Raw genomic sequence first — 16360 nt, forward strand, 5'->3', positions numbered from 1 at the left:
AACAGGCTTGGCATTGATATAGCCCGTGTGGACGAAATGCTTAACCACAGTGACCCGAAAATGGCCCTTGCGAGGGTTTATATAGAAAAAGATTTTCGGCCGCTCTGGGACGCTAACAGAAGGCTTCTGGATTTGTTCGACTGGAGCTTCTATACAAAAGAAAAGCCGGAGGAGTAACCTTCGGCTTAATTTATTCCTATATTTTCCAGCACTTCATCAATGAACATCGAGCGGTAGTGCGGGCAGTCAAGCACTCCTTTCCGTTTCGCTTCCCGATACACCTTTGAGAACAGCTTGGCTTTTTCTTGGACTGTTACTGGTATCTCCTCAATGGGTGTGGTCAGGAACCGACATCCCCATCCTTTGCAGGTCGGGGAGAGCTGACAGTAAGTTGATGTTGTGTACGTGTCTGCACATGAAGTAATATCAGTATTCATAGAAACGTATGTTCTTAATCTTTTCTTTTCTGATAGAGTCTCCGTATATTCTATATATAGAATTCAACTGATATGATTGCTAATACAATACAAATAAATAATTATGCAGTATATGTTATTTTTTGAATTTTTCCTCCAAATACATATCTCTAAGAGGGAGGCTTAATATGTAGCATATATCTCCAAGAGTTATGTCATAAGATTTATTTTCTCCATTTTCACCTGTGATAGTTATGGATGGAGCGTTATAAACAAAATCTTTAATTCCATTGAATATATCATTATCTGTAAAACCGGAGCATGCAAAATTGGCTGCGTTTTCTACGTCCAGTTCTGTTTTAGGATTCATGCTTTCTATTTTCGAAAAGAAGAAAGACTTGTGTTCGTTCAGGAATTCCATTCCGTGTATTTGGCTAAATATCTTTTCTCCTAATTCGTTTAATCTTCTTGGACTTTTTTTCATACTAAATACGTTTGCTGAATTTGGGAATTTTTGTATCAAGACGGCTTTGATTGCTGTAATGTCTTCTTTTATGCTATCAAAGTCTTGTTTCATTTGTTTGATGTCAGAAGACAATTCGTCAATCTTATTGTTTTTGTTTTGACAATCTGCATGTTTGGTTTTATCTTCCAGCACCTTGAACCGCGTGTAGTAAAATTTCATTACGACAAACATTATCGCAATGATTATTACAGTCCAAAGCGGCATCAGTTCTATCAGTTTTTCTATAATCTTATCCATTCTTTACAAATATAGCATTTTTTACTATGTAATTAAAAAACTACATAGAAGTACAGGTAGTTACTACTAAATGAATTGGTAACTACCTATAAGTCAATTAAAGGGTTATTCTTTGGTTTCGTACATGTCTATAGCCTTGAAATAATCTTCAGTATATTGGAATAAATCATCAAGGCTTTCAATAGCATGTTTTACATCTTTCTTGTTTTCGTCAATAGTTGCAACATATTTCGTTACTGTGTTAAAGTACATACGGCAGATTGGTTTGCGGTTATTGTCATCAAGCAACACACTAAAGTAAGTTTGTGCATCACGGTATGCTATTCTTGACACATCTACTTTCTGACGACAAATAGCTTGTATGATACGATATGCGTCAAGTTCTTCTTCTGTCGTAACAATTTTTGAATCTGGTTGTGCTTCTACTGGGGGTTCTGTTTTTGTTTCTTCAACCTTAGTTTGTTGGGCTTCTGGTTTTGCATCACTGACAGTTAGTGCTCCTTTTAAACGTTCATTGATAATATCATTGATGTGTGATGATATGGCACGTTTTACCAATGGGGTAAACTGGTCTACGACATTCTGCAGCATACGACCATCATATACTTTGGTTGCGAACATTTTTACGAAATCTGCACTTGGGTTTGAAAACTCGTTTTGTATAATAGTTTTGAGTTCTCCCATGTACTTTAATTCACTTGCAGAACTGAGTATATTTTCAACGTCAAAATATGATTTATGGAATTTCTTGAGTTCTTCGATTTGGTTATCGCGGAGATCTGTAATATCAACTTCCAGGAATGGTTTATCATCCATGATATTAGGTTCCTTGAGGTCTGTATAGAAGCGGTAGATGATTCCGTTTGTTAGCAGTCCAAATTTAGCTTTAGATACATTAAAGTATCGAAGTAGCTGATTGTCGTGTATGTTAAGGTCTTGTTTCCAATGCTTGCACTCAATTAAAAGGATTGGCTGCTCATCTTTCATGATGGCATAGTCAATCTTTTCTCCTTTTTTCGTGCCGATGTCACAAGTCATTTCAGGAATGACTTCAAGAGGGTTAAATACATCGTATCCTAGTGCATTTATAAAAGGCATAATAAATGCGTTTTTAGTAGCTTCTTCTGTCTGAATGTTTTCTTTCAGCTTTTCAACTCTGTCGGCAAGCTGTTTGATTGCGTCTTTAAAGTCCATAGTTTATATTATTTAGCAGATAAACACATTAATACTCTATACATACCGTATACTTCTGAAAGAGGTACATCAAAATCTGAGAATTTAGGGTCTGGATTGATAGAGTGGCATTTTATGTATCCTTCCTTCTCTCTACATTCGTGTACCTCCTTTACTATAACACCGTTGGGTGTATCGAGTACATAAGTTTTACCCCAATCAATGAAAATATTGGGATTTATCTTTTTTATAAGAATGCGCGAGCCTGATGGATATTCGGGTGACATGCTATCTCCATATACCGTAATTGCAAAATCTACATTTTCTATTGGAGATATTATAGTTTCACAATCATTCAAGAAAACACTAGGAGAAGCAAATCCAGTTAATGAACCTCCCATAGCTGACATCGGAAGTAGATAGGTGATGTATTCTGATTTTATATTGACTTTTTTCCCAGTATCTCTTTTGTGTATTGTAATATCATTTCCTGTAGGATATTCACCAATAAGCATTTCTCCTTCTCCTGTAAGCAACCAATTTTTGTTTAAGTCACCAAAAAAGTTAGATATTTTATCTATTGTTGAACGTCTGGTATTATCTCCCATTTTAGATACTGCACCATTGCTTAAGCCAACTGTTTTTTCAAATGACTGTACGGTTAATCCTTTGTATTCGATAAAGTAGAAGAGTCGTTCTTTCAATCCAGCCATAATAGAGTTAATTAGAGTTAATATCTAAATATAATTAGATTTATTGTTTGATAAATTAGATATTAAATCTATCTTTGCAACATCAAACAATAAACAATAAACAAAGGAAACGAAAAAACGGGAAACCGCCAAATAAAAGTGATAACTAAAAAGAGGTAACGCCATGAGAATATATGATTTGAAACAGATAATGAAGGATGCTTGGAGAACATATAAATATGTTGCTAAGAAGAAAGGAAAGACTTTCGGTGAAGTTCTGAAATCAACATGGAAAATGGCAAAACTCCAGGTGTCAATGAAGAAAGCCATGGATTCAAAAAGCCAGCCTTTGTCAGGATTGAAGTCAGCCTGCAAGGCGGTCAGCTACGACTGGTCAGGTGTAACGGAAGCGGCCGTTTATCCGGACAACCACAGAGGTTACCTTGGTTCGAAATATTGCGGAGATTAATCAGGATAACGCAATCCCTATCCGGCCATAGAGCCTACCCTTTGATGCGGAGGTAGGGAACATGAAGGATTGACTGCCCTAAGCAGTCCGTTCCAGAAAGCGATACTGGCGCATACCCTCATTACCAGCATAGAGGACGCGAGGATTCAAGGGTCGAAGCAAGCAGCCGCAAGGTCGATGCAAGCAGCCTGGCTAAATAATGGCAAATGTCCCGAACGGTCATGCAGTGAAGAATAGTAGCTGATAACTCCGGTGGGAAGAGCAGAGAGAGCTTATCGGGGCACGAATCAAATAATAATCACATGAAAATACTACTTGCTTTATGTGCATTGTCCGTATTGGTGATGCACTTCAATCAGGATTTGAATCCGGTCTACTGGATTGGATTTTCAGGGTTTGTAATAACTGGCTTCTGGGCCGCTTATAAAATGGACAAGGATGGAAGAGCTTCAAAAGGTAATAAAGAGCATCTGCGATGATTTTGCAGACATCAACGCCATTCTGGCGGCACGCTCAAGGGAACTGGACAGACGGGAGCTGTTCGATAAGGAGATAGATACGGAAATCAATAATTTAAAACAGAATAGACATGAAAACAAATGAGGAATTACAGGGTATGACGCATGATGAACTCGTGGCATACACACAGAATCTGCAACGCGAATCCGAAGAATACAGAAAATCAATGCTGTATTACATGGAAGAAGAGAAAAAGATTGAATCGAAGTTTGAGAGTTTCAAGAACATGGTCAAATCGTTAGTTGTCTTAGTCGATTAGTTTTTATGGGTTATAGAAAATAGGTAGATGCCGGGCTATGAAGTTCGGCATTTTTGGTATCGTGGCGGAATTGGTAGACGCTATAAGTCGGATGGGTAGAGAGACAGAGCACAGTGTTATTCTACACCTAAAAGGAAGGGAGTTTCTCATGCAGGTTCGAATCCTGCCGGTACCACTAATTTAATATAATTTATATGGAAAAGATTTTTGATAAGGATTTTAGGAATGAATTATTTCGCTGCTTGAAAGAGTCAGGAATGAAAGACAAAGAAGTAAGTGGAATAATTAACAAACGCTACAAAGAGGCATTGAAGAAAGCTGTTATTGAACGATTAAATGCTGTGGCAAAAGCCATCAAAGAAGACAATCTTGAAGGGATAATCCCACTCATAGGTGATAGTCCTTCAGGCGATGGATATGGCTGTGATAACAGATACATCTCTTTTGACGATATTACTGATTGCGAAGATATTGGAGACGTTATAGATGTTTTGGGGATTGGGGTATGAATGAAATACTGACAGGAAAGATTTGCCCCTATTGTGGCAAGCCTACCGAATATGTGGACAGTTCCATAATCTACGGACGCTCATACGGTATGATTTACCTCTGCCAAGATTGCCGGGCTTATGTCGGTGTGCATAAAGGAACAGACCAAGCGTTAGGGCGTTTGGCTAATGCAGAGCTAAGGGAAGCCAAGAAAGAAGCTCACTTCTATTTTGACCAAATAGCCAAGACCAATCTTATCAATAAGATTTGGAAGAAGCATATCCCTAATAGCTCTAACAGAAGCAAGGCTTACCTATGGTTATCCAATCAGTTAAATATACCACGTGAAATTTGTCACATAGGTATGTTCGATGTAGATGATTGCAAACGTGTGATTATGCTATGCAGGCCGATAGTAAATAAACAAATGGCAGATAGTTCAGGCGGTAGAACACCATGTAAGGGTTAGCATGGAAGTCACGGGTTCAAGTCCCGTTCTGCCAGCAAACATTAAAAAGTAAGCGATATGGTAAAAGTAACAGAAAACTGGGCGCAGACCTTACGGGGAATGAAGGTCGGTGAAATAGTGATATTCCCGGTCGCTTCAATCTCATCAATCAACACGACAATCTGTAGACTCCGTCTGGAAATGTGTGTTGAAGGTGCAGACTGGAAACGTGTGGGGGTGATAGACAAAAAGAACGGAGAGTTCAAAATCAAGCGTGTATCATGAATGCTCTGTCGGAACGTGAGCACTTGGTTGCAGAGCAGTATTGCAAGGGGCTTGCGGATAAGGAGGTGGCCGACAGTCTTGGCCGCTCTACATGGACAATCAAGGCACAGAAGCGCGACATATACCGGAAGCTGGGTATCAGCAAGGATACGGAGCTGGTTCTGTATATGTTCTGCGAAAAGCTGAAAATCAACTTCGACCTGAAGGAGATTCGTAAACATGGGCTGGAAATGTTCTTCTCATTCCTTTTTATCCTCATGGCGGTAACAGATTACCATGTGGACATGAGAAGATGCCGGATGCAGACAAGAGCAAGAGTAACTAGAGTAGTAAGGAGGAGAGCAGATGGAGATTGACGCATGGCAGTTGAAGGTGATTATCCGTGAGACCGCAAAGGAAGCGGTGGAGGAATACATCAGACGCAGCAACCCGACTTCTGACGAGATAACCTATTCCAAGGCGTGCCGCAGGTACGGTGAAGGATGGTTGGACCATCAGATAGCCATTGGTGCTGCAAAATGGATACGGAAGGGAGTGTATCAGAATTCCCCGAAAATATTTTCCATAAAGCAGTTGGACGATTTGAAGTATGGCCCTTCAAGTCAGCTTAGAGCTGCAATGGGATGAAAGCACGTCCGGAGAGGTCTGGCCGCCTTTCAGGACAAAAGATATATCAGTTTATTAACCACTTAAATTTTTTGATTATGGGACTTATTAAGAAACCAAATGAATTGCAGGTAAAGAAAACCTTGTCAGCACTTATTTACGGACAGCCAGGTATGGGAAAGACCACACTGGCCTTGTCGGCACCGCATCCGCTTCTTCTGGACTTTGACGGTGGCGTACACCGTGTGAACGCTGCCCACCGTGTGGATACGGTACAGATAACGAAATGGGAAGAAGTGGATGAAGTGATGCAGTCTCCTGAGATTGCCGACTATGCTACGTTCGTGATTGATACCGCCGGAAAGATGCTTTCCTTCATGGACAAGTATATCATGCAGAACAATCCGAAGATGCGCAAGGCGGATGGTACTCTTTCCCTGCAGGGCTATGGAGTAAGAAAGAACATGTTCATCAACTTTGTAAATCAGGTATCCCTTATGGGCAAATCGGTGATATTTGTTGCGCATGAACGTGAGGAAAAGAACGGTGAGGAAAAGCAGATACGTCCGGAAATCGGTGGTTCATCTGCCGGTGACCTGATTAAGGAGCTGGATTTGGTCGGTTACATGGAAGCTATCGGAAAGAAGCGTACCATTTCCTTCAATCCTTGCGAGAAGTTCTACGGAAAGAACACCTGCAATCTTCCTGAACGCATGGAGATTCCAATCATTATCAATGACAAGGGTGATGTGACCGGAGAGAACAATTTCATGACGAATATCATCAATACCTATTCGAAATATCAGGAGAAACAGACAGAACTTTCTTCCGAATATGAAGACCTGATGGAAGTAATCAAGGCGCAGGTGGAACTTGTGAATGACGTGGAGTCGGCCAACAGCGTGGCAAAATCACTTGCAGGTATGCAGCACATTTTTGACAGCAAGCTGCAGGCTGGACAGCTTCTTAACAAACGATGCAAGGAACTGGGTTTGAAGTTTGACAAAATCAAGAAGGAATATGCAGCAGCCTAAGTACAGAATGTATCCGTCACTCTTGGATAAGTTCGAAGCTTATCTGAGGGCGGATGAAGAGGTGGAGAGCTTCTTCAACATAGACAATGAAACCGGAGAGTACAAACGCTCTCCGGAAGAAGTTGAAGCGGAACTGAAACAGTCCCTGATTGACGCGATCAACCGTGTACCATTTGCCAGCGAAGCAGCCGACAAGGGTACGGCCTTCAATGCGCTTGTGGACATGGCAATCCATAATGAGCCGCACGTTCCCAGTGAGCGTGCTCCGTATTCCATTATCGGAGACAGGGAAACGAATACCGTTCAGGTGACTTTCCCGGCTACGGAGCTGGCACCCATGCGGAACTTCCTCTTTGACCGCGCCTGGGTTATTGAGCAGGCCAAGTATTTCGATGGGGCGGTAAGCCAGTTGTATGTCTCTGCAATCCTGCCCACACGATACGGTGATGTGGAGCTTTACGGATTCATCGACGAGCTCAAGCGTGATGTGGTATATGACATCAAGACGACAAGCTCGTACAGCTTCGGAAAGTATGAGCACGGCTGGCAGCGGCATGTGTATCCTTACTGCCTGATAGCTTCAGGAGAGATGGAAAGCGTAAGCGCATTTGAGTATACGGCCTTTGCATTGAAAGGCGGTACCAGCCGCACTCCGCTCATTTCTGGGACACGTTATCCGGAATACTATACCTACAATCACAAGCAGAGCGTAAAGTTGCTCACAGCCCATGTAGAGCGTTTTATTGAGTTTCTGGAAGCTAACAAAGAATTAATCACTGATAAAAAGATTTTTGGACAATGAGTCAGACAGCTATTCTGGTGAAGGAAAAGGGAGTGGTGAGGATTGACAAGCCTTTCGACTTCATGTGCAGCCAGCTTCGGAACGGACGTTACAAGGTCGTCATCGAGCGCTATACGGAGCCACGGACTATCAGTCAGAATGCCTTGATGTGGCTTTGGTTTACGTGCATCGAGCAGGAGACCGGAACGGACAAGCAGGACGTACATGACTACTACTGCAGCCTTTTCCTTCGCCGGACGGCTGTAATAAACGGAAAGGAGACGGTTGTTGCCGGAAGCACGTCACGTCTGAACACTTTGCAGATGACGGACTTTCTTAATAAAGTGAAGGCGGATGCGGCGGCTGAGCTGGGAATATCGCTTCCTCTTCCGGATGACTTGTACTATCAGGAGTTTATTAACGAATATAAATACAGGAGATGACATGGATATAACAAAAGCAAAAGTGACGAAGGATAATACCCTCGTTGCAACCTATATGGATGAAACGGGTACGGTGACGGTAGAGGGAAAGAACCTCGTGACCAATGACCTGATAAACGCTTTCAAGGCTCTGGTTCCCCACATGGCTTTCCTCTGTGAACAGAAGGAAGCGGACGGTAAGGAGTTCCTGGAAGATATGCCGGAGAATATTGACAGCATCCTTGAGGTGACCGGATATACGGTGGGAGGTGACGGTGACAGCAGGGGAGTCACACTGACCGGAAAGCGGTTCCTGAAAAGCAACAAGGTGCTGAACCTGAACGCACCGTTCACCAAGTTTACAGACGAAAATGAGGACTATGCATTTCAGTTTGAGCTGGAGCAGGCCATAGAATCATGCAGCTATGAAGTGAACGAGTATATCTTCAACAAAAAATGGAAGGTGGTACAGCAGGAACTTCCGTTCGAAGAGCAGGCTGCTGCAGATGTTCAGGCTGATGTGATACCGGAAGCACAGACGGCAGCTCCGTCAAGTCCGGACATTGAAGCCTTTCAGAAGATAATTGATAACTCGAAAGTGACGATAGAGGTGAACGGGAAGAAAATCAAGCCCAGAAGTTCCGGCCGTCACAAGACCACACAGTTAGCATCATAATATTATGTTGTACCCATTTTGTGTAACGCAAACCCCGAATTGCTATAAGATAGCATTTCCCTATCATCCCACACTTAAAGACCTGGTACACCGTATCCCGAGTGTGGCCAGGAATCCAAAAGCTGCCTACATACCTGATGAACGCGCATGGAAGGTTTCGCTTGAAGATAAATGGTATGTGGATAAGATGGGAGAGTGGGCAGTATCGGCAAGGATATGCAGCCGCGTACAGCGTTCGGTATCTTCCAGGGCTGTAACGGATTACACCATTCCTGATTTGCCGAAGCTGACAGTTCCCCACGGGCTTCTTCTGGAGCCTTACGAATACCAGAAGGAAGGTATCGCCTATGCCTTGCAGCATAAGCGGTGTATCTTCGGGGACCAGCCGGGACTGGGAAAGACGTTGCAGGCAATAGGCACGGTTACGATAGCAAAGGCGTATCCGTGCCTTGTTGTTTGTCCGGCCGCCTTGAAGATAAACTGGCAGCGTGAATTCAAGAAGTTTGCCGGAAAGCAGGCGATCATCCTTGATGACAAGAACAAGTCAAGCTGGCAACGCTTCTACGAACAGAAGAAGGCGGACGGTACGGCCTTGTGCGACATCTTTATAACCAACTACGAGAGCCTGAAAAAGTTCTTCGTGCAGGGAATAAAGGAGGATGCACGCTTTACCATGCGTTCCATCACGTTCGACCCGCGTATCTCACTTTTCAAGTCGGTAGTGATAGATGAGAGCCACAAGTGCAAGTCCAGCAAGACACAGCAGAGCAAGTTCCTGGAAGGAATATGCAAGGGTAAGGAGTACGTGCTGGAGCTTACGGGGACTCCGGTAGTGAACAACAATACCGACCTTATCCAGCAGTTGAAGATAATGGGACGTCTGGAGGACTTCGGAGGATATAAAAACTTCTGTGAAAAGTTTTGTGCCGGGCCTAAGCAGAGTTCCAATGTGAAGGAGTTGAACTGGAGACTGTCAACCACCTGCTTTTTCCGAAGGGAGAAGGCCAAGGTACTCACGCAGCTTCCGGACAAGTCACGGCAGTATATCGAAGTGGATATCACCAACCGTAAGGAGTACGACAAGGCGGAAGCCGATTTGATTCAGTATCTGCGTACATACAAGAATGCGGATGATGAAAAGATACAGAAGGCTCTGATAGGTGAGGTAATGGTGAAGATGGGCATCCTGAAATCCATATCCGCAAGGGGCAAGATTAAGGTGTTCTCCGAGTTTATCCATGACGTGATAGACGGTGGAGAAAAACTGATAGTCTTTGCCTACCTCAAGGAGGTTGTGATGGAACTGAAAAACCATTTCCCCGATGCGGTGACCGTGACGGGTGATGATAATGCAGTTCAGAAACAGAATGCTGTAGACCGTTTTCAGAATGACCCGGAATGCAGGCTGATAATCCTTAACTACAAGTCGGGAGGTACGGGATTGACGCTTACCGCTTCTAGCCGTGTGGCGTTTATCGAGTTTCCCTGGACGTTCTCAGACTGCGAGCAGGCAGAGGACAGGGCGCACCGTAACGGCCAGAAGAATAACGTGAACTGCTACTACTATTTAGGGAAAGATACGATTGACCGCTATATGTATGACGTGATCCAGACCAAAAAGAACATTGCCAACGGTGTGACCGGAACGGATGATGTGGTGAAGGAAAGCGTGGTGGATATGGCCATGAACTTATTCAGTCAGAAGTTATGAAAACTATATTGCAATCATTGAAAGAAAATGTGGAGGGTGGAAATATTACTCTCAGAGAAGCCGCTATCAGGTTACATGAAGCCGGATGGACAAACTTTATAGATGAAGAAACTACAAGAAGGTTGCTTAAACTGTAATAAAATGAGAAAGCAGACTACACCGCTATCAGAAAGCCAGATACAGCATGATTGCCTGACATGGTTCAGGCTTCAGTACCCAAATCTGGCTTTGCTTCTCTTTGCCGTTCCGAACGGTGGCCGCAGGGATGCAAAGACAGGAGCAAGGATGAGGTACGAGGGAGTAGTAAGGGGAGTTGCCGACCTGATACTACTTATCCCCAAAAAGGGATATGCTTCCCTCTGTATTGAAATGAAGACACCGAAAGGGGTACAGAGTGACGGGCAGAAAGAATGGCAGAGAGAAGCCGAGAAGTACCGGAACAAGTATGTGGTATGCCGTTCTTTACAAGAGTTTATTTACGAGGTTAATTCTTATCTACTATGACCTACATTGACTACATTAATCAGTTTTGGCAAATTCGACGGTATAAACCGATGACAGCGCATGAGGCAGACTTCTATTTCTTTTTGTTGAAGGAATGCAACATCCGGAATTGGCTTTGCCCATTCGAATTACCAACACGTCTAATCCAAGCCGAATTAGGTTACAGCAATAAGACTGTAATTGATTTGCGCAACCGATTGAAGCAAAAAGGGCTGATTGATTTCATTGAAGGGAACAGAAGAGAAAAGGCTGCTTCTTACATTCTTTTAGTTACCTCAGGTAACCAAAGCGGTAACCAAACTGGTAACCAAAGTAGTAACCAAAGCGGTAACCAAAATGGTAACCCTATTATAAAGACTAAGAATAAGACTAAGAATAATAATAACTCTGGCGAGTTATTTCCGCCCGAAGAAAAACCGAAAAAGAAAAAATCTATAATCCGCAAATCCAAATTTCCGCAGAATCCGAAACGAAGCGTTCGATTTTCAGGGAAAAGGACAAAACGAAGCGTTCAAAAAAGGAAAGCGCGCAACACTCAAAAAGCCGAAACAAAAGTTTTGTAATGACCTCTGTTTCGGCTTTATAATTTCATAAAAAATGGCTTTATAACGGCATTAAAATAAGGCTCAAAAGTTTGGCCTTCTACTTGAAAAATTGTATCTTTGTTCAGTGCTAAGCAGCTGTTTTATGAACTAATTTTTCCTGTTTCTTATACAGCATCATGTCTGTATATTCGGCAGAATAATTCATGTGGGCATTGAATTCCTTTTTTGTACAACCCTCAAAAGGATTGCCAATGGTTTTGTTTGCTCCAATCCATTCACACAGTTCAAGTATGGAGGATTTATTGGATGTGAAATAAACGAAGGAATGCTTTTCGAGTATCTTTAAAACATCCAAATAATCAGACAAGCGCCAATACATATTGTACGTACCAACATCAGTGGAAAGATAAGGCGGATCAATTAAAAAGACGACTCCGGGAACATCCTTATATTGGTTGAATACTGCTTTGTAGTCGCATGATACAATTTCAAGCCCTTTTAAGTAGTCAGAAGACTCCGGATAACCGGTCTTGCGAATGTTGTTATAAAGGACTTCCTTGCGCATTTCGGCTACAGACAATTTATACTTCATGGAGAACATAAGTGAGGATGATAAGGTTATAAAATCCACGTACCCAACATTTAGTTCTTCTTCCTCGATACGTTTAAAAATGCGTTCTCTAAGTTCCCCTTTAATTGGTTTATGTTTGGGTATCGAATTACCCACCAGCTCCCTAATATCGGCAAGCAGTTTATTTGTCTGTGGGATATTTTTCAGTCTGAACCGGTAGTTGTCGAAGTCATTGTAGACAACAGTAGCATCGGGCTTGCTTCTTTTGGCTATATGCGAAAGAAGTCCGGAACCGCCAAACAAGTCCACAAACACGGTATCTTCAGGGAACTGTTCCAAAACTTTAATAAACTCTTTAGCAAACATTCTTTTTTGGCCTACAAATGGCAGTGGTGCAGATAAATTCATATTCTTCATACGTTCAAGTCAAATTTAATGTTTTCAACTCCGGATAACAGTTCCAGAGTCCGGTCAATGTTATTTTCATATATATGCACATTTCCAAGGTCAAGGGTTATGGACTTCAGGGGAAGCTCCACCTGCCTTGCCATCAGATAAAGATGATAAATATCAGCCGGAAGCCCAAGGTTCGCATCAGAACTACGCTGATATGCAGATAGCACCAATTCTCCCTCATCAATTTGGAACTGCACAAGACTCAGGCAGGGTGCCTGGTTGCTTTCCACCCCGGTTTCTCCAAGAAACAGGACATAATTCTTGCTGTTGCGCTTTTCCCGGTTAATCCTGGTTATGAGGGGTGGAAGCTTTTCAAAGTAAGTTGGATAGCTGTTTACAAGGGTATGGCCGCAATAATCCCACCAGGTAATCCCTGCCTCTTTGTATTTTTCCACATCCCGGACTCCTTGCATAAACAGTTTCAATTCCTCTTTCAGCTTTTTCCTGGCTATCCCGTGGCTTTCAAATATGTCAAGTAAATCAGCGGGGGTTAGCATGAGCCTTTCGTTTAATAGATACTTGATACGCCCTTTCCTATTGGTCTGGATTTTGCCCGTTTGGAGTATCTTGTCTAATGTCTGGTAATACTTATTCATGAGCTTTATTTTTGGTTGTACAAAGGTAGCTCTACCGGACAACACAAGGCATCCCCGGCACATCAATCACACTGCACCGAGCGTGCAGTGCTTTCCAAACCGTTTGATAACATCATACACCTTACGTTCGCTTACCGAATATTTATTTGCCAAAAACGCCACTGCATAAGTGGTCTTTTCACCTTGTTTTTTCATGACCTCATACTCCGTATATAAGTCTATGAATCGAAGGTCATCCTGCTTGCCGCCCAAACTTATAAGCATTTCAAGCGGTTCTCTGTTAAATTTAAGTGCTTCAAACAATGTCATATCCAATCATTTTTGTACTTTTGCAATGCCAATCATTTATTTAATGCGTAAAAACGCCACGAGAGTGCGGCAGAGGGCATTGCCCCCGGTCGCGCACTCTCGTGGCGTTTTGTGTTAATAAATGATTGGCGTCTATATTAACAGGCCGGGGGCTTTTTTTATCCCTCCCCCGAAGGGATTGTCAATCACTCAATCCGATATAATTCCAAATTGAACTTGTCCTTTTTTTCCCAGCCTTCAGCCAGAACTGTCTGAATGAATCCTACTGCTTTTGTATAGAAATCTTTCAGTTCTTCTAACTGAGTAAAAGTATGGTATTCCGGTTGTTCATCCGAACCAAACTTAAACGTCACTGGCAGGGTTTCTCCGCCCGTCTGAACGGCCAAATCGTATGCTGCCTTATAGTTGTACTGGTTCTCCACAGAAAGCCATACATGGGCACCATTATAGGCGAATCCGGATAGGATAGCCGCATCAGTCTGGCTGTTATACCAGGACATAACCAATGTGTGGATTTCCTCATCAGTAGGCTTATGCCCGAACTCCTCTTCCATGTAGGAGGCAGAGCCGTTCTCTTTTTCCTGCACATCCCATCGGATGCGCCATTTGTCTTTAACCGGGTTCGTGCATTCCATCAGCGAAACCCCGGAACTTCCTTCAACTCTTCTCATGTAAACACGTATTTGGTTCTACCTTTGCCGAATGTCTCTGTCTTGATGGTCGTTTCAAACGGGAAACCATCCGGCATTTCCTTTACTTGTGCGAGAATATTCTTCATTTCCTCGCTGTTGGTGAAGAACTTCTTTGCCTCGCCGTTCACTTCGATGGCCACAATACAGCGGTCTTCTCCCTGCTCGGTTTTGATACCGGTCTCAAAGTCCTTCACTACAATGGGTAAGTTTACCAGTTCCCGGATGCTTACCACCACTCCGGGGAATCGCTTTTTACCGTCTTCCGGCTTGTAAGCGACATTCAAGTCTTTAAAACTTCTCATTTCTTTGCCTGTTAATTTTTTAAACAACTTATTACAGTCGGCGTGCTTCGTCATGCCGTAGAAACTGGCAATCAGTTCCCGCCGTCTTTTTCTCGATTTTACCTCGTGCATTTTCCGGGCAAACTTCTGTTTGATGCGTTTCCGCAATCTTACATAGTCGGGACGGATAACATAGCCAAGGAAATCAATGCCTTCTTCCACAGGGAACACCCGTTCATTCGGCTTTATTTCCAAGTCTATTTTTCCCATTTGCCCGTGAACAGCATCACGAATCTTCCACAATTCCGCTTTCGTTTTACCGAGTACCAGTCCGTCATCGCAATAGCGATAGTAATAACGAACCCCGTACTTATCCTTCAGATAGTGGTCTAAAAATACAGACAGAAGCAGATTTCCTGCCCCTTGTGAACTGCGCAGTCCGAAACTGATACCTTCCGGCAGCAGCTTAACAAACCGCTCCAACAAGACCAACAGCCTTTTGTCCTTGAACACCCTCCGGAAGCACCACATAACAAAGTCCTGCCGCGCATTGTCATAAAACCTCCGGATGTCAAATTTGTATGCGTAAAGCGTGCCTTCCGGATTTTTTTGCAAATCGGTACGTATGCAGTTCATCAGGTCATGAGTACCGCGCCTTTTGATGCTTGCACCGGTTGTCCGGATATAACGTTTTTGCAGGTGGCGGTCCACCACATTCATGATGGCAAACACAGCGATGCGGTCTTTCATGGACAGGATCTGCAAAATACGTTTTTTACCGTATTCTTCAATTTCCCTCTCATGGTAGCCGCCCAGCCGGAATGAGCCGTCCGCAATGGAAGCCGTCAGTTCGGTGATAATCTTCTCCCTATGGGCAAGCAGGAATCGTCCCTGCCTTGACCTCTTACGATCGGTTCCGCGAAGTACCGAATCGAATGCCTCCGACATATTGGAGTATTCGATGATTTCCTCGATAATATATCCTTCCCTGCGCATAAGCTATTGGTTAATAAACATGGAAGATGAGGGCCTTCCTTTCCCCGGGTCTGACTTCTTCGAACTGATAACAGCCTACCAAACTCCACCCGACGCGTGATTTTTCAGCTTTCCACCTTTTCTGGTGCTGTTGCTGTGGCTTGCTCCCCTCGGCACCGCTTCGGGGACACGTCCCCGCTGCTGTACGCCGATTTGTTAGATTTCCAGACGCGAGCCGACATTCGCATTCGTATTCGAAGCATCGTTATTCGCATTCGCATTCGACACACCGCCATTCGCATTCGCATTGTTGTACCCGCGATAGACCACACGGACTATTGGGGAACTCTACCGCTTGCAAAGTTACTGATTTAACAGGCAAAACAGATAAACGAATTACACTATCATCCAAAATAAAACGGATATACTGCCACCCGCGACGGTGAGCCCCCAATCAATCCAGTCCCAAGGACTTCCCCGAAGAGTATCTTTCAGTTCCAGACAGGAAGCTGCAATGGCCGCAGCATAAAAGGCCGTCCAAGGAGTAAATCCCAATAGACCTACCATCAAACCACCGATAAGATGCTTGTAACGGTTACTCATTTTTAAAAATGCGATAATCTTTTTCATATACCTCAAAATTCTATTTTTTCGACCGGCTTCGCCGGTATTTGAATACCTTTTAAAT

Annotated in this window: 24 protein-coding genes, 1 tRNA gene and 2 pseudogenes; 17 read left to right on the plus strand and 10 right to left on the minus strand. The window is 43.3% G+C overall.

The features are described 5' to 3' along the window. Window positions 1-185: 185 nt before the first annotated feature. The 4 genes from WKT20_RS15585 to WKT20_RS15600 form a co-directional block, all read right to left on the minus strand. Window positions 186-437, minus strand: a complete 252-nt coding sequence (locus tag WKT20_RS15585; RefSeq protein WP_340417672.1) for a hypothetical protein — start codon at window positions 435-437, stop codon at window positions 186-188. Between the two features lie 115 nt (window positions 438-552). Continuing rightward, the gene (locus tag WKT20_RS15590; protein ID WP_317345806.1) at window positions 553-1179 is read right to left on the minus strand and encodes a hypothetical protein; all 627 of its coding nucleotides are present in this window, start codon (window positions 1177-1179) and stop codon (window positions 553-555) included. Window positions 1180-1284: 105 nt separating this feature from the next. Continuing rightward, the gene (locus WKT20_RS15595; RefSeq protein WP_340417673.1) at window positions 1285-2373 is read right to left on the minus strand and encodes a type I restriction endonuclease; all 1089 of its coding nucleotides are present in this window, start codon (window positions 2371-2373) and stop codon (window positions 1285-1287) included. An 8-nt stretch (window positions 2374-2381) separates the two neighbouring features. Next, on the minus strand, window positions 2382-3065 hold the full coding sequence (locus tag WKT20_RS15600) for a S24 family peptidase (protein ID WP_317345809.1): 684 nt from the start codon (window positions 3063-3065) through the stop codon (window positions 2382-2384). A 163-nt stretch (window positions 3066-3228) separates the two neighbouring features. Between WKT20_RS15600 and WKT20_RS15605 the strand changes: the two genes are divergently transcribed. The 17 genes and pseudogenes from WKT20_RS15605 (at window position 3229) to WKT20_RS15685 (ending at window position 11810) form a co-directional block, all read left to right on the plus strand. Continuing rightward, the gene (locus WKT20_RS15605) at window positions 3229-3513 is read left to right on the plus strand and encodes a hypothetical protein (RefSeq protein WP_317345810.1); all 285 of its coding nucleotides are present in this window, start codon (window positions 3229-3231) and stop codon (window positions 3511-3513) included. 438 nt (window positions 3514-3951) lie between these two features. Continuing rightward, window positions 3952-4116 (plus strand): hypothetical protein, encoded by a 165-nt coding sequence (locus tag WKT20_RS15610; RefSeq protein WP_340417674.1) that lies wholly within the window; start codon window positions 3952-3954, stop codon window positions 4114-4116. Next, the gene (locus WKT20_RS15615) at window positions 4103-4291 is read left to right on the plus strand and encodes a hypothetical protein (RefSeq protein ID WP_317345812.1); all 189 of its coding nucleotides are present in this window, start codon (window positions 4103-4105) and stop codon (window positions 4289-4291) included. The genes WKT20_RS15610 and WKT20_RS15615 overlap by 14 nt, the downstream gene beginning before the upstream one ends. A gap of 55 nt (window positions 4292-4346) precedes the next feature. Next, window positions 4347-4466: transfer RNA gene (locus WKT20_RS15620), tRNA-OTHER, on the plus strand. A gap of 19 nt (window positions 4467-4485) precedes the next feature. Further along, window positions 4486-4800 (plus strand): hypothetical protein, encoded by a 315-nt coding sequence (locus tag WKT20_RS15625; RefSeq protein WP_340417675.1) that lies wholly within the window; start codon window positions 4486-4488, stop codon window positions 4798-4800. Next, window positions 4797-5177: pseudogene (locus tag WKT20_RS15630) on the plus strand (zinc-finger-containing protein); the annotation flags it as partial. The gene WKT20_RS15625 and the pseudogene WKT20_RS15630, both read left to right, overlap by 4 nt. 31 nt (window positions 5178-5208) lie before the next feature. Next, window positions 5209-5284 (plus strand): annotated as a pseudogene (locus tag WKT20_RS15635). 22 nt (window positions 5285-5306) lie between these two features. Next, window positions 5307-5513 carry a hypothetical protein gene (locus WKT20_RS15640; RefSeq protein ID WP_340417676.1) on the plus strand — a complete coding sequence of 69 codons (207 nt, stop codon included), beginning with the start codon at window positions 5307-5309 and terminating at the stop codon, window positions 5511-5513. Next, window positions 5510-5869 carry a helix-turn-helix domain-containing protein gene (locus WKT20_RS15645; protein WP_340417677.1) on the plus strand — a complete coding sequence of 120 codons (360 nt, stop codon included), beginning with the start codon at window positions 5510-5512 and terminating at the stop codon, window positions 5867-5869. Before WKT20_RS15640 ends, WKT20_RS15645 begins: the two co-directional genes overlap by 4 nt. Continuing rightward, window positions 5859-6140: a hypothetical protein gene (locus WKT20_RS15650; protein ID WP_204475990.1), complete on the plus strand. Its 282-nt coding sequence runs from the start codon at window positions 5859-5861 to the stop codon at window positions 6138-6140. Before WKT20_RS15645 ends, WKT20_RS15650 begins: the two co-directional genes overlap by 11 nt. 77 nt (window positions 6141-6217) lie before the next feature. Beyond that, window positions 6218-7153, plus strand: coding sequence for an ATP-binding protein (locus tag WKT20_RS15655; RefSeq protein WP_118165684.1), 936 nt, complete (start codon window positions 6218-6220; stop codon window positions 7151-7153). Continuing rightward, complete coding sequence (locus WKT20_RS15660) at window positions 7140-7955, plus strand: HNH endonuclease (protein WP_340417678.1); 816 nt, start codon at window positions 7140-7142, stop codon at window positions 7953-7955. The genes WKT20_RS15655 and WKT20_RS15660 overlap by 14 nt, the downstream gene beginning before the upstream one ends. Continuing rightward, window positions 7952-8377 carry a hypothetical protein gene (locus WKT20_RS15665; protein WP_022053932.1) on the plus strand — a complete coding sequence of 142 codons (426 nt, stop codon included), beginning with the start codon at window positions 7952-7954 and terminating at the stop codon, window positions 8375-8377. Before WKT20_RS15660 ends, WKT20_RS15665 begins: the two co-directional genes overlap by 4 nt. Window position 8378: 1 nt before the next feature. Then, complete coding sequence (locus WKT20_RS15670) at window positions 8379-9032, plus strand: hypothetical protein (protein ID WP_118494562.1); 654 nt, start codon at window positions 8379-8381, stop codon at window positions 9030-9032. A gap of 4 nt (window positions 9033-9036) precedes the next feature. Further along, entirely contained in the window at window positions 9037-10743 is a 1707-nt protein-coding gene (locus tag WKT20_RS15675; RefSeq protein WP_340417679.1) for a DEAD/DEAH box helicase, read from the plus strand. Window positions 10744-10884: 141 nt separating this feature from the next. Continuing rightward, the gene (locus WKT20_RS15680; RefSeq protein WP_340417680.1) at window positions 10885-11247 is read left to right on the plus strand and encodes a VRR-NUC domain-containing protein; all 363 of its coding nucleotides are present in this window, start codon (window positions 10885-10887) and stop codon (window positions 11245-11247) included. Then, on the plus strand, window positions 11244-11810 hold the full coding sequence (locus WKT20_RS15685; RefSeq protein ID WP_340417681.1) for a hypothetical protein: 567 nt from the start codon (window positions 11244-11246) through the stop codon (window positions 11808-11810). Before WKT20_RS15680 ends, WKT20_RS15685 begins: the two co-directional genes overlap by 4 nt. A gap of 109 nt (window positions 11811-11919) precedes the next feature. Here the strand turns inward: WKT20_RS15685 and WKT20_RS15690 are convergent, their stop codons facing one another. The 6 genes from WKT20_RS15690 to WKT20_RS15715 form a co-directional block, all read right to left on the minus strand. Further along, window positions 11920-12780 carry a DNA adenine methylase gene (locus WKT20_RS15690; protein WP_007562461.1) on the minus strand — a complete coding sequence of 287 codons (861 nt, stop codon included), beginning with the start codon at window positions 12778-12780 and terminating at the stop codon, window positions 11920-11922. Beyond that, window positions 12777-13415 (minus strand): thymidylate synthase, encoded by a 639-nt coding sequence (locus tag WKT20_RS15695; protein ID WP_007562465.1) that lies wholly within the window; start codon window positions 13413-13415, stop codon window positions 12777-12779. The genes WKT20_RS15690 and WKT20_RS15695 overlap by 4 nt, the downstream gene beginning before the upstream one ends. 66 nt (window positions 13416-13481) lie before the next feature. Beyond that, a complete protein-coding gene (locus WKT20_RS15700; RefSeq protein ID WP_007562467.1) occupies window positions 13482-13724 on the minus strand; it encodes a hypothetical protein in 243 nt (80 codons plus the stop codon). Window positions 13725-13909: 185 nt separating this feature from the next. Further along, window positions 13910-14395 carry a DUF4376 domain-containing protein gene (locus WKT20_RS15705; RefSeq protein WP_007562469.1) on the minus strand — a complete coding sequence of 162 codons (486 nt, stop codon included), beginning with the start codon at window positions 14393-14395 and terminating at the stop codon, window positions 13910-13912. Continuing rightward, window positions 14392-15693, minus strand: coding sequence for a reverse transcriptase domain-containing protein (locus WKT20_RS15710; protein ID WP_007562471.1), 1302 nt, complete (start codon window positions 15691-15693; stop codon window positions 14392-14394). The genes WKT20_RS15705 and WKT20_RS15710 overlap by 4 nt, the downstream gene beginning before the upstream one ends. A 375-nt stretch (window positions 15694-16068) precedes the next feature. Beyond that, a complete protein-coding gene (locus tag WKT20_RS15715; RefSeq protein ID WP_007562474.1) occupies window positions 16069-16302 on the minus strand; it encodes a hypothetical protein in 234 nt (77 codons plus the stop codon). Window positions 16303-16360: the final 58 nt, after the last annotated feature.

Origin of the sequence: Phocaeicola sp. ICN-14070 (assembly GCF_037892625.1) — a bacterium.
GTDB classification, from domain to species: domain Bacteria; phylum Bacteroidota; class Bacteroidia; order Bacteroidales; family Bacteroidaceae; genus Phocaeicola; species Phocaeicola plebeius.